The organism is Sphingomonas sp. DC4900 (genome assembly GCF_049896485.1).
Taxonomy (GTDB): domain Bacteria; phylum Pseudomonadota; class Alphaproteobacteria; order Sphingomonadales; family Sphingomonadaceae; genus Sphingomonas; species Sphingomonas aquatilis.
Genome location: NZ_JAFCUK010000019.1, coordinates 39,551 through 52,154 on the forward strand (window position 1 = coordinate 39,551; position 12,604 = coordinate 52,154).

General features: G+C 67.1%; 9 protein-coding genes. 5 read left to right on the top strand and 4 right to left on the bottom strand.

Features of this window, described 5'->3' with window-relative positions:
- The first annotated feature begins 67 nt into the window (after window positions 1-67).
- From ACP690_RS16460 to ACP690_RS16475, 4 genes are read left to right on the top strand one after another with little or no spacing between them, the layout of a single operon-like run.
- On the top strand, window positions 68-1,663 hold the full coding sequence (locus ACP690_RS16460; protein WP_426261690.1) for a TolC family protein: 1,596 nt from the start codon (window positions 68-70) through the stop codon (window positions 1,661-1,663).
- Window positions 1,660-2,664, top strand: a complete 1,005-nt coding sequence (locus tag ACP690_RS16465; protein ID WP_426261691.1) for an HlyD family secretion protein — start codon at window positions 1,660-1,662, stop codon at window positions 2,662-2,664. The genes ACP690_RS16460 and ACP690_RS16465 overlap by 4 nt, the downstream gene beginning before the upstream one ends.
- Window positions 2,661-3,794 (top strand): ABC transporter permease, encoded by a 1,134-nt coding sequence (locus ACP690_RS16470; protein WP_426261692.1) that lies wholly within the window; start codon window positions 2,661-2,663, stop codon window positions 3,792-3,794. The genes ACP690_RS16465 and ACP690_RS16470 overlap by 4 nt, the downstream gene beginning before the upstream one ends.
- Window positions 3,791-4,900, top strand: coding sequence for an ABC transporter permease (locus ACP690_RS16475; RefSeq protein ID WP_426261693.1), 1,110 nt, complete (start codon window positions 3,791-3,793; stop codon window positions 4,898-4,900). The genes ACP690_RS16470 and ACP690_RS16475 overlap by 4 nt, the downstream gene beginning before the upstream one ends.
- 17 nt (window positions 4,901-4,917) lie before the next feature.
- Here ACP690_RS16475 and ACP690_RS16480 read toward each other — a convergent pair whose 3' ends face one another.
- From ACP690_RS16480 to ACP690_RS16495, 4 genes are all read right to left on the bottom strand, one after another.
- Window positions 4,918-6,003, bottom strand: coding sequence for a serine hydrolase domain-containing protein (locus ACP690_RS16480; RefSeq protein ID WP_426261694.1), 1,086 nt, complete (start codon window positions 6,001-6,003; stop codon window positions 4,918-4,920).
- Between the two features lie 139 nt (window positions 6,004-6,142).
- Window positions 6,143-7,267: a serine hydrolase domain-containing protein gene (locus tag ACP690_RS16485; RefSeq protein ID WP_426261695.1), complete on the bottom strand. Its 1,125-nt coding sequence runs from the start codon at window positions 7,265-7,267 to the stop codon at window positions 6,143-6,145.
- A gap of 383 nt (window positions 7,268-7,650) precedes the next feature.
- A complete protein-coding gene (locus ACP690_RS16490) occupies window positions 7,651-8,901 on the bottom strand; it encodes an aminotransferase class V-fold PLP-dependent enzyme (protein WP_426261696.1) in 1,251 nt (416 codons plus the stop codon).
- The gene (locus ACP690_RS16495) at window positions 8,901-11,300 is read right to left on the bottom strand and encodes a TonB-dependent receptor plug domain-containing protein (RefSeq protein WP_426261697.1); all 2,400 of its coding nucleotides are present in this window, start codon (window positions 11,298-11,300) and stop codon (window positions 8,901-8,903) included. The genes ACP690_RS16490 and ACP690_RS16495 overlap by 1 nt, the downstream gene beginning before the upstream one ends.
- A gap of 863 nt (window positions 11,301-12,163) precedes the next feature.
- On the opposite strand from ACP690_RS16495, the gene ACP690_RS16500 reads away from it, so the two are divergent.
- On the top strand, window positions 12,164-12,526 hold the full coding sequence (locus ACP690_RS16500) for a hypothetical protein (protein WP_426261698.1): 363 nt from the start codon (window positions 12,164-12,166) through the stop codon (window positions 12,524-12,526).
- The last annotated feature ends 78 nt before the right edge of the window (window positions 12,527-12,604 follow it).

Sequence of the window (12,604 nt, forward strand, 5' to 3'; positions counted from 1 at the left end):
ATTGTAACTACCGTCCACATCTGCGACATTTTGTGCTCTGTCAGGCACATGGGTGGAGGGGGATCGCATGCGGGAACCAGTCCTGTCGGAGCGAGCGCCTGACGACCGGCCTGTGCGGGGCCTGTTCGCACGACGGCAAGGCGGTGGCGTGATGCGGCGTCCGGCGGCACGGCTGGCGGTGCTGGCATCCTTCGCCTGGGCCGCGATCGTGCAGGCGGAGGCCCAGACCTTGACGCCGCCGGATGCGGCGCAGCCGCCGCTGGGGCTCAGCTTCGATGCGGCCCTGGCCAGGCTCGACGATGCGTCGCCCGGCCTGTCCGGCGAGGATCATGCCGTCCGCGCAAGCGAATTGATCGCCGATGCCACGCGCAGTCTTCGCCGCCCGGTCGTCAGCGCCTCCGCCAGCGTCATCGCTTATCAAAAGACGCTGTCCGTCGATCTGACCGGCGCGAAGGACACTGCGGCGACCGGCGCCGCGGACTTCCTGTCGCAGCTTCCGGGCAATTTCCCCGTCGGTCTGCAGCAGATCGTCGGGCAGGTGGTCCAGCGGGTCGGTGCGGCGCTGCCGACGATCTTCGGGGCCATTCCCGATAGCCTCCAGTATCAGACGCGCGACACGGTGTTCCGACCCGCGGTGACCGCAGCCATGCCTCTGTACACCGGCGGAGCGATTCCGGCGGTGCAGGCTGGCGCCGATGCCGCCGTCGACGTGGCGCGGGCCAAGCAGGCCGGGGGCCGCGACCTGGCCCGCGTCGGCCTGGTTCGCAGCTATTTCGGGCGGCAGGTGGCGTCGCAGCTGACGCGCTCGACGCGCGAAACGCTGGCGGGGTTCGATCGCCATCTGTCCGACGCCCGCAAGCTCGAGCAGAACGGCGTCATCCCGCATGCCCGCGTGCTTCAGGTCCAGGTCGCCCGCGACGCCGCCGAGCGGGCCCATCTGCGCGCGCAGCTTGAGGAATCGAGCGCGGCCGATGCGTTGGCGCGGCTGCTCGATCAGCCGCAGGGCATAACGGCGCTGACGCCGCTGTTCGTCAATTCGACGCCCTTGCCGCCGGTCGACACCTTCCTGGGCGGGATCGACACCTCGCCGCGCGCGCAGGGCGCCGACGCCGCACGCGGCATCGCGCGGGCGGGCGTCGACCTGGCGAAGTCGCGACACCGTCCCCAGGCCTTTGCGTTCGGCAGCTACAATGCGAACCGCGACCATGCGTTGCCGACCGAACCCGATTGGGTCGCGGGCGTCAGTCTGCGCTACACGCTGCTATCGAACTTCGACCGCAAGAAGTCGCTGGATGCGGCGCGCGAGCAGGAACGCGCCGCGGCCGATGCGGCGGCACAGACGCGCAAGGACGTCGCGGGCGAGATCGTGCGCGCCTGGAATTTGGTCGAGGCGGCGCGGCGGTCCTTCCTGCTGCTCGACAGCAACCTCGCGGCGGCGCGCGAGAATGTGCGGGTGCAGCAGCTTTCCTTCGCGGAAGGGGAGGCGCCGTCCTCGTCGCTCGTCGATGCCCGGGCGGCGCTGGCGACGACGCAAAGCCAGCGGATCGCGGCGGCCTATGAATATGATCTCGCGCTCGCCGGATTGCTTGCGGCCAGCCACCGGGTCGACGATTTCACCACCTATCTGGCGCGCGCCGACCGACGTTTGGGGGACGAGCAGTGACCGACGAAGCCACCACCCCGCCAGCGCGTGGCAAACGGTCGCTCGCGATCGTCGCGGGACTGATCGTCGTGATCGTCATCGCGCTGGGCCTGTGGCTGGCGAGCCGCCCGGCGCCCGAGCAGCTGCAGGGCATGGTCGATGCCGATGAGGTCAATGTTGGGACGAAGGCGCTCGCCCGCGTCGATCGGCTGATTGCGGAGGAGGGGCAGCGGGTCCGGCCCGGGTCGCTGCTCGCCACCTTGTCCAGCCCCGAGATCGCGGGCGGGCAGGCGCAGGCGCAAGGGGCGCTCGACGCGGCGCGCGCCATCGCCTCCGAAACCAACGAGGGTGCCCGGGCGGAGGATATCGCGACGCTGCGCGCGACGTGGCAGGCGGCGCAGGCGGCGGCGAATCTGGCGGCAGTGACCAGCCGACGTGCCGCCAACCTCTATGTCGAGGGCGTGGTTGCCGCCCAGCGCCGCGATGAAGCGGCTGCGGCGCGCGACAGCAGCGCGCGCAATGCGGAGGCCGCCCGCCAGCAATATGCCAAGGCGCTGGCGGGCGCGCGGCCGCAGAACCGGCAGGCCGCCAACGCGCAGGTCCGCATCGCCGAGGCTGCGCTGCGCACCGCCGACGCCCTCGGGCGCGAAACGCGGCTGGTGTCGCCGATCGCGGGAGAGGTCGCGCGCAAGCTGGTGCGGCCGGGGGAGGTCGTCAGCCCCGTCATCCCCGCCTATCAGGTCATCGACATCGACCACCCCTGGGTCGCGCTCAACCTGCGCGAGGACCGGTATCACGCGATCGGCGTCGGATCGGTGCTGCACGGCCATATCCCCGCGCTGCAACGCGACGCCGCCTTCAGGGTCTATCTCGTCGCACCGCGCGGCGACTTCGCAACCTGGCGCGCAACGCGCGAGGCGTCGGGCTATGACGTGCGCACGTTCGAGATCCGGCTGCGCCCCGTATCCGCGATTCCCAAGCTGCGCCCGGGTATGAGCGTCCTGTTCGACTGGCCACAATGACCGCCTTCTGCCGGGCGCTCGCCCGCGAGATGCGGCATCTTCGCCGCGATCGCTGGGATCTGGCGGGGATCACGCTGTTGCCCGGATTCCTGATATTCATTGTCGCCGCGCTGTTCTGGCAGGGGCCGTTTCGCCAACTGCCGCTCGGCATCGTCGACAGCGACGGCAGCGGCGCGAGCCGGGCGATCATCCGCGCGCTGGACGCATCGCCCCTCATCCGCCCCGGCGGCAGCTACCGCGACGAGGCCGCCGCAGGGCGCGCCGTCCGCACCGGCACGATCATGGGGTTCGTGCACATTCCCGCAGGGCTTGGCGACAGCATCGCCCGGCATCGCGAGCCGGTCGTCCGCATCCTCTACAATGGCAGCTTTCTGACCGCTGGCGGGCAGGTCGCGCGCGCGGCCGGTGATGCGGTGACGGCGGCGCTCCCCACCATCGCGGCCAGCCAATTGCCGAACCACGCCGTGCCGGCCAGCCGCGTCCGGCGTCTGGTGGTGGAGGCGACGGCGCTGGGCAATGCGCCGGTGAGCTTCGAATGGTTTCTCGGGCTGCTGATCTTTCCCGCCGTCCTGCATCTGATCGCGGCCTGTGTCTGCGCGATGGCGCTCGGTCGCGAACTCGAGGACAAGTCGCTGTCGGCCTGGGCGAAGGACAGCGGCGGGGTGGGGGCGGCGATGGCGGGCAAGTTGCTGCCCTATGTCGTGGCGATCAGCGGCTGGGGGCTTGTCTGGCTTCTCTACCTGACCCTGGCGCGCGGCTGGCGTGTCGAGGGCAGTCTTGTCCTCATCGCCTGTGGTCAGACGCTGTTCTACGTCGCGACCGCCGCCATTGCCGCGTTGCTGGTGGCGGTCACCCTCGAATCCGCCACCGCGCTGTCGGCCAGCGCCGTCTATGCGGGCTCCGCGCTCGCCTATTCGGGTGCGACGCTGCCCCTGAATGGCGGCAATGCCTTTGCGCGGATCTGGAGCGAGGTGCTGCCGCTCACCCATTATATCGCGCTACAGATGGGGCAGGTGAGCGGCCAGACGGTCGCCGCGGCGGTTTCGCCGACCCTGGCGCTGATCGCCTATGTCGTCGTGGCGGGCGGCGGCGCGCTGGCCCTCATTACGGCGCGGGCAGGGCGGCAATGACCTTCGGTGCGGCGTTCCTTGCGACATGGCGTGTGATCCTCACCTCGCGCACATTGCTCAGCACGATGCTGCTCGCGGTCGTCCTCTATGCCTTTTACTATCCCGCGCCCTATGCGCACGAGGCACCGCGCAAGCTGCCCGTGGTGGTGGTCGATCAGGATGCCAGTGCGCTCAGCCGCGCGATGATCCGCGACCTCGACGCGACCCGCGCGGTCCACGTAGTCGCGGTGACCGGCGACCTGCCGGCAGCGCGTGGCGACATGCGCAGCGGCAAGGCCGACGGGATCATCCTGATCTCCGATGGTCTGGAGCGCCAGCTGCGGGCCGGGACGGCCGGATCGGGGATCGCGGTCTGGGTGAACGCCACCTATCTGCTCCGCGCCAGCACGATCGGCGAGGCGGTGACCGCGGTCGTCCAGGACATCGCCAAGACCCGCCTTCTGCCGGGAGGGCAGCTCGGTCGCGGTGGCCCGCCGGTCACGGTCGTCGAGGAGCCGCTGTTCAACCGGACCGGCGGCTATAAGGGCTATGTCTTTCCCTCGGTGGCCGTCATCATCATCCAACAGACGCTGCTGTTCGGCGCCGCGACCTTCATGGGCGGGCGGCGGCAGACGGGGTGCTGGCGGATGGGGGGCGCGGAATTTGGCGGCACGCTCGCCGCCTTCGCCTCGGTCGGCATGCTCGGCTGCTATTTCCTGTTCGGGCTGATCTTCTGGGTCCATGGCGTGCCCGTCGACGGGAATGTGCCCGGCATGTTGATGGTGGTGCCGATCTTCGCGACCGCGGTCGCCGCGCTGGGTCTGCTGGCGGGCAGCACCTTCGACCGGGCGGAGCGGGCGATCTACATTCTCGGCCCGACGTCGGTGCCTTTCTTCTTCCTGACGGGTGCCACGTACCCGCTCGATCAGATGCCGCGCTTCGTCGCCGCCTTCGCGCAGCTGATACCGTCGACGGCGGGGGTGCATGCCTTCGTCCCGCTCAATCAGATGCGAGCGTCGATCGGCGAGGTCGCAGGCCCGTTGCTGACGTTGGTGGTGCTGGCGGTTGGCTACGCCGCTTTCGCCTATCTGCGGCTGATCGACCCATCGCCTCGGCGTCGCGGCTGACGGCGCGAGCGGTCCCGTCAGCTCATCTGGCCACGGAGGAAGGCGATCAGCTTCGGATCGCTGCCCGTGCGTTCGAGGATCGGCAGGATCACCCGCCACCCATTGTCGCTGTTGGTCAGGATGACGATGCCATCGCCGCTCGCGCGATCGATCGCGGCGAAGGTGAACGCCCCGGCATCCTTGCCGGTGTGGAGCATCGTCGTTCCACCGGGAAAGCCGAGAAGCTGCCAGCCAAGGCCGAAGCCGATCCAGGGTGGACAGGTGGTCGCCTTCGTTCCGGTACAGATGTCGGGCGTCAGATCGGCCTGCGACCTGCTGCGTTCGGCGGCGATGACCCTGGTCAGACCGCGGTCGTTGCGGGCAGCGATGAGGAAGCGGGCATAATCCCGCGCGGTGGCATGCGCCAGATCGGCGGCATTGTATCGCGTCACCTGCTCGACGGGCAGCGGCTTGCCTGCCTCGTCATAGGGCACGGCGATCGGCGCCGTCTCGCCCTGCGCCGAAACATAGCCCGAGGCGCGCATGTGAGCCGGAGCGAACAGCCAGCGCCAGGCCAGCGTCTCGAACGATTGCCCGGTGCGGTGCTCGGCATAGCGCGCCGCATATTGATATCCCTCGCCCGAATAGCGGGTGGTCGTGCCGGGATCGTGATCGAACGCCAGCCCCTTGGCATCGCGCCAGTTCGGCAAGCCGGTGCGGTGGCTCAGTGCCATGCGCACCGTCAGCTTCATCCGCCGGGGATCGCGCGACAGGTCGGGATCGCTCCAGTAGCGGTCCATCGGTTCGTCCAGCGACAGCGTGCCGGCCGACACCAGTCGCAGGATGACCTCCGCCGTAAGCGGCTTCGTCAGCGAGGCGAGATTATAGGGTGTGGAGACGGTCGCCGCGCGGTTGGGGCCAGCCATGCCCCAAGCCCCGGTTGAGACGATCCGCCCATCGCGGATCACGGCGACCGAAGCGCTCTCTACATGCTGCTCACGCAGGGTTGTGGTCATATTCGGCAGCGTGGTGTTCGTCCTGGCGTCCGCAATCGAAGACCAAACCACCAGCGCGACCAAACCGCGTGAAACTGCCTGCTTCAGCACAGCGACTGTATTGCCCATATGCAACAGCTAGCGATATTGAAGCGTGGCGGCAATCTCGCCGGTGGCGATCAGAGCTACGCTACGGCTCTACCTGGCTGCCAACACGAATGGATGGCCGAAAGCCGCAGGCCGTACGGAGGCGGGAACATCCTCGACGTCACGGTTGCAACCACGTCAAGGCGTCGAACTCACGTCCGAACCGGACGCGGGCGGCTCGTTCGTAGACCCGCTGCCCCCCGGCCCCGTTCGTCAGCATGACCAGCCCGTCGTTGCTGACGAGGTCGAGGATGAACAGGTTGGCGACACCGTCATTGGCGCCCCAATGCCAGGCGAAGCGGTCTGAGCCCGACTGTTCCAGTCCCCACCCCAGGCCCCAGGCAAGACTGCCTTCGACGGTCACCGTCGGCGTATTCATGGCCGGGTAGCGGCGCGCGAAACGGACGAAGCGGGCATAGTCGCTCGCGGTCGTCCACAGTCCCGCCGCCATGTTTGGGATCATAAAGACGGGCAGGGCCGGCTTGCCTAGCGCCTGGGCCCCCGCAACGCGATCATCCTGGGTCCATGCCTCGATGGACCGGCGAGGGCCGGCGTCCCGGCTCCTCTGGAACTGCGCGGGTCCCTTGTCCGCCATCAACGCGCCGCCGACATCGTGCGCCCAGGCGACCGGAGGCGATTGGCCGGCTGACCAGCCATAGCCGCTCCGCGTCATTCCCGCAGGCGTCAGAATTCGCGAACGGACGACCTCCGCTGCGGTCTGCCCGGTGACTTTTTCGGCGAGGCGGGCGAGCAATGCGTAGCCCTCTCCCGAATAGCGGAAGTCGGAACCGGGCTTGAACCGGCTCACCAGATCGCTGCCGGCCTCGGTCCGCCAATTCGGCAGGCCACTGGAATGCGATAGCAGGTGACGAGGCGTGATAGCCTTGGTCGCGACATCCGCCGTGAAATCGATGTGCTTGGCCACAGGCTCGTCGAGATCGACGCTGCCGTCGCGGACAAGGTCGTGGATGGCAGCCGCCAGGACCGGCTTTGACAGGGAAGCGGCTTCGAACAGCGTCTCCGTCGTCGCGTTCGCCTCACCGACTTTGGCGTATCCTACCGCGGAGCTGACCGGCTCCGCTTCGCCGTCGAACACGGCCCAGCTTGCCCCCGGCACGGAAGCAAGCGCCATCCATGACTGGACTTGCATCGCCGTACGCCTCTGGCTCCTGGCCAGCGCCGGCACGGAGGCACAGCCGGCAGCAACTGCGGTGCCGATCAGGATCGTTCGCCGTGTCGGGTTCATTCGGGCATTCGCAAGGACGTCATGACATAACCGATCGCTTAGTGTATTGTGCCTACAATACGGTCCGTCGTGCTATTTGCAATTGACCTTCGTGCGTACCGGAAGGTCTGAGGTACGGCGTCCTCAGCTCTCGAACTGCACCAGACCGGATGACCAAACGTCCGCTTCTGAGCAGTGGCGGTGTCACTGCGACCGTTTACTTTTGGGTCAGGGCAGCGACGTCGAATTGGTACTGCCTATGTGATCCAAGCTCTGAGACATGTCACCATCGGCGACGTCTCATGCTCCAACATTTACGATCGCTAAGTGCCGCGGTCATTCTTCGGCGGTGTGGCGATCAATCGCGACCTCAACAGCCCCATCGGATACACGCCCACGTGCTTTCAATTAACGGCTGACAGCGCCCGGGCCAGACGGTCGACGTCGCTCGCCGAATTGAACAAGGACGGCGTTATTCGGACACATGCGCCATTGGCGACTCCTGTCCGATGAACGGTGAAGATGCGATGCTGCTCAAGCAGTCGCTGGGCAAGGGCGGCATTCGCCTGCGGGCTGATTACCCCCCGGAACCGGAATGACGTGATCGCGCCGTGCAATATGGGGTCGTCCGGCGTCAGTATCTCGATGCCGGGGATCGCCCGCGCCTGCCGGACCCAGCGGTCGCGAAGCGCGCGCAGCCGTGCGGCGCGGGCGGCACGGTCGATCCGATGCTGAAAGGCGAGTGCAGCGGGGACGGTGAGCCAGGACGCATAATCGAGCGTGCCGGTGTGGATCCGGGCCATGACGCTGTCGGGGCCGTTCGCGTCTTCGGCGGGATCCCGGTCGATGCGGGGCAGCGCGCGTTTGCGGATATGGAGGATGCCGATGCCCAGCGGCGCGCCGAGCCATTTGTGGCCGTTCAGTCCGACGAAATCGCAATCGAGGTCTGGCAGCGCGAAGTCGAGCTGTTGCCAACTGTGCGCGGCATCGACGATGACGTCGATGCCGCGGGCGCGGGCCATCGCAGTGATCTCGCGAACCGGGATCACCAGGCCGGTCCGGTGGCTCAGGTGGGTGAGGAGGATGAGCTTCAGCCGCGGTTCGTCGGCCATCACCTGTGCATAGGCGTCGATCAGGCTGGCGCGCGTGGCGGGTTCGGGTAGCGCGATGCGACGAACGCGCACGCCACGCCGCGGCCCAAGGCTCTCCATGCACGCCTGCATGCTGTCATAGTCGAGGTCGGCATAGACGATCGCATCGCCTGCGGTCAGACGATTGTAGCCGAGGATCAGCGCCTTGAGCGCCTCGGTCGCATTGCGGGTGAAGGCGATCTCATCGGCAGGTACGCCCAGTTCCGCCGCGACAGCGGCGCGGGCGGCGCCAAGGTCGGCAAGCATGCCGCGCCGGGCGTAATAGCTGGTATCGCGGTTCACACGCGCGACGGCCTGTTCGTAGGCGGCGCGGACGGGGCGGGACATCGCGCCCCAATTGCCGTTTTCGAGCTGGATGACGTCCTGGGGCAGGTCATATTCTGCGGCGACGGTCGCCCAGAACGCTTCGTCGTCCGGGGCGGGATGCGCGGGCGCGCCGGCGCGCGCGGGCAGGGGGAGGGTGGCGGCCATCCCGCCGGCCAGAAGCGCGCGCCGATCGATCATCAGAAGCTCAACCCGAGCCGGACATAGTACCGGCCACCATCGGTATCATAGGGGGCGTTTCGCGAATAGATCAGGCCGCGATTGGCCTGATTGGTCGCCTCTGCCGGATAGGTGTCGAACAGGTTTTCGGCGCCGCCGCGGATCGAGATGTTCGGCGTCATGCGATAGGTGAGCGAGGCGTCGAAGAGCGCGATGCCGCCGAAGCGCTGGAACAGCTCGCCGGTCGCATTGCCCGTCACATCGGTCCAGGGCCCATAATAGCGACCGCGCAGGATCACGCCGATCGGACCGATATCGTAGCCGAGCGTGCCGGTCGCATTATGCTGGGGCAGGCGTTCCTGGAAGATGCGGCGTTGCGTGTCGTTGGCGATCGCCGCACTCGTCCCGCTACGGACGGTGGTGCGGTTGTAATTGTAAGCCAGCGTAGCGCTGGCCCGACCGCCGCCGAGGGTGCGAGCATAGCTGATGACGACATCGACACCCCGGGTCCGGGTGTTGAAATCGTTGGTAAAGTAGCTGATCGAGGTGAAGCGGTTGGGGTTGGCGAAGCCCGCCGGGATGGCGATGGTCGCCGACTGGCTGAAACGGTCGTCGACATCGATCTGGTAGAGATCGATCGTCGCGCCCAGCCCGATATGCGTCTGCGCGACGAGCCCCGCGCTGATGTTGCGCGAGGTTTCGGGGCGCAGCGGCTTGGCTCCTAGCGCAACCGCAAGCGGGTCCGTCGGCGCGAGGCGTCCCTGATTGAAGACCTGCAACGTCCGGGTGTCGAGACCCTGACTCACGACGCGTGTGTTGAGCTGCGCCGGGGTGGGCGCGCGGAATCCGGTGGAATAGGTGCCGCGCAGCGCAAGCCATTGGACCGGCTCGATCCGGCCGGAGAATTTGTAGGTGAACTTGTCGCCGAAGCTCGAGAAGTCCTCGTAGCGGCCCGCCGTGCCGAGGGTGAGCATCGTGATCGGATGCCATGTGAGGTCGACGTAACCCGCGTTGCTCGTCTGTTTGAAGCTGCCCGCCTGTTGCGGGCCGAAACCGGGGAAGCCGTTGGCGTTGGGGGCAAGACCCGTCGCGGCCCCCGCTCCGATCGCATAGGAGGCCGGATCGCCGACGCCGACCGCGTAACGCTCGATCCGCCGTTCGCCGCCGAAGGCGATATTGAGCGGTTCGATGCCGCCGACGGGCAGGCGGTAGACGAAGTCCGCGTTGAGGTTCGTCTCACGCTGCGTCAGGCGGCCGAGGTAGAAGCTCGTCGGGCTGGCCGGCCCCAAGGAGGCGTTGAGCGTTTCGGCGATCGTATAGTCGATACGGCTGCGGCCGGCCGAGGCGCTGAGGTCGTAGCTCAGCGCGTCCGACAGGTCGCCGCGTAGGCCGCTGACGAGTTGCAGGTCGGCGAACTGCGTGCCGAAGCGCGGGGTGAAGCCGGCCGGGTAGATGCTGCGGAAGCTGAAACCGGGGAAGACGCTGCTGGCGTTGTAGACGCTGCCGGTGTTGCTGGGATTGCGCCAGTTGAAATCGGTCAGCCCCTCGCCCTGCTGCACCGTACCGAAGGCGTAGACCTTCGCCGCATCGCTGATGTCATAGTGCATATCGATCGCGCCGCTGATGCGCTCTTCGTCCGGCTGCCCCCAGCGCTGTACCGGGTTCGGCACCGCGAGCGTCGGGTTCGCCGCCTGGAACGCGAGAGCGTCGGGACGCTGGCGAGTGCGCGAGGTGGCCTCCCCATGCGCGAACTGGCCGGTGAAGACGATCGCGCCCTTGTCATCCAGCGCGATGCCCCCGCGGGCGCCGGACTGGTAGGTGTTGCCGTCCCCGGCATAATATCGGCTGAACTGGCCATAGGCTTCCATGCCCGGCTGGTCGTCGAGGATGATGTTGATGACGCCGGCGATCGCGTCGGAGCCATATTGGGCCGACGCGCCGTCGCGTAGCACCTCGATGCGCTTGATCGAGAGGGCGGGGATGCTGGCGAGATCGGGGGCCTGTGCGCCGCGCGTTCCCAGCAAAGCCGAGCGATGATAGCGCTTGCCGTTGACGAGGACGAGCGTCTGGTCGGCGGACAGGCCGCGCAGCGTCGCGGGACGCACGAACGCCTGTCCGTCGGCGGCGGGCAAGCGCTGCACGTTGAAGGACGGCAGCAACTGCGCCAGCACGGTGGTGAGATCGCTCGATACGCTGGACTGCACCAGCGCTTGCGGCAGCACGTCGACCGGCGCCAGCGTATCGAATTGCGTCCGGCCGCGCTCCCGCGTGCCGGTCACGACGATGTCATCTCCACCAGCATCATTCGTCGTGGCCTGACTGACCTCCGAGCCTCCCTGGGACGCAGTGACCTGCGCCGAAACGGCAGGCGCGAGAAGAACGTGCAGCGCCGCAACGGCGCTGGCGGTAGCGAATTTCATGATGACACAGTCCCTGAAGGGCGGCTCTCTCGGCGCCTGTGGACTGCGCGCTAAAGCAGCTTTGTTGCAGTGTCGTTGTGCTTCGAATGCAAAGACGCGTCAGGCCGATGACCGTTATGTGTCACCTCCAACCGGCAGCAGAAGTCGTGACGGGAGGATTGGCGCCAGCCGTTCTGCAACAGGCCCGGTCGCCGCGAACCGCCTCGTTCCTTTTCTTGTCGAACTCGAACCGAGTGTTCGGCACAATCGGGCGCCAGAACCAACGTTGGATGTGGTCCGACACCCGCAGCATGTCCCGCGCTGGCGTATTGAAGACTGCGATCAACGCGATCGAGCGGGCAAAGCGCAACTGTATCGCCAAGCGTCGCGCGAACCATGCACCCCCAAGGTTACGCCGTCGCCGGCGCGCGAACGGCCGTACCCTGCGTCTGTCGAAAACCACTGGATAGGCTAGCAATACACGGGCGCGGCAGGGTTGCTAAAACACCTGCCAGAAGCGCTGTGCCTGCTCGCTAACCGCGGCCACGACGCCGTCAGGTTCGCGGGCACACGTGAGCCATAGGGCCCCGGTGCCGCTGCCGCCCTCTGACGACGATGCACGTCGATGGACGACGTCGCCGACGATAAATAGTGCATCCACACCGGACATGACCGCCCCTTAGGCCGGCTGACCGACCAAAAGAACGAATGTCCGTGGGTAATGTATAGGTTGGAGGCTCCGCATGACCGTTTGTGGGTCTCCTGAGCATCCGCCGCCATCCCCGCCTTCCGTCGATCATCGCCGCCGCCTCCCCCTTGCGCTGTTGAAAAGACAAATCACCCAGTGTATTGCATGGGTAATACGCTTAAGGTCGGGGGAGGGCATGCACCTGAATATTTTGCGGACGGCGACCGTTGCGGCGACCGCCTTAGCCAGTCTCGCAACGCCCGCTTTCGCACTTGAGCCGGAGAAACCCAGGGTCTGTTCGCTGGCGCGAAGAGCGATGACTGGCGCGGTTCTGAGCGTGCCGTTCCGCGTCGTCGATGGCCGGATCTATGTGACTGTTAAGGTCGATGGGAAAGGGCCGTTCGTCTTCGCCGTCGATACCGGCGCGAGCGGCATGGGGCGTGTCGATGCCGGCTTGGTTGCCACGCTGGGTATTCCCCTGAGCGGATCGGGCCACACGTCGGATGGCGTGGCAACGGCTGTGGATCGGCGTGGAAAAGGGACCCCGTTAGCGGGGTGATCGGCGTCGAAAAGGGACCCCTCATCCTGGTGTTCTAGGCTGTTCGCTTGGCGGTGTGTCAGGCGGCGAGATCGGGAT

Excerpts from the sequence above, each read along its gene's own strand:
- ACP690_RS16470 (WP_426261692.1), top strand. The coding sequence starts at position 2,661 with ATGACCGCCTTCTGCCGGGCGCTCGCCCGCGAGATGCGGCATCTTCGC.
- ACP690_RS16490 (WP_426261696.1), bottom strand. The coding sequence starts at position 8,901 with ATGATCGATCGGCGCGCGCTTCTGGCCGGCGGGATGGCCGCCACCCTC.
- ACP690_RS16500 (WP_426261698.1), top strand. The coding sequence starts at position 12,164 with ATGCACCTGAATATTTTGCGGACGGCGACCGTTGCGGCGACCGCCTTA.
- ACP690_RS16460 (WP_426261690.1), top strand. The coding sequence starts at position 68 with ATGCGGGAACCAGTCCTGTCGGAGCGAGCGCCTGACGACCGGCCTGTG.
- ACP690_RS16495 (WP_426261697.1), bottom strand. The coding sequence starts at position 11,300 with ATGAAATTCGCTACCGCCAGCGCCGTTGCGGCGCTGCACGTTCTTCTC.
- ACP690_RS16480 (WP_426261694.1), bottom strand. The coding sequence starts at position 6,003 with ATGGGCAATACAGTCGCTGTGCTGAAGCAGGCAGTTTCACGCGGTTTG.
- ACP690_RS16485 (WP_426261695.1), bottom strand. The coding sequence starts at position 7,267 with ATGAACCCGACACGGCGAACGATCCTGATCGGCACCGCAGTTGCTGCC.
- ACP690_RS16475 (WP_426261693.1), top strand. The coding sequence starts at position 3,791 with ATGACCTTCGGTGCGGCGTTCCTTGCGACATGGCGTGTGATCCTCACC.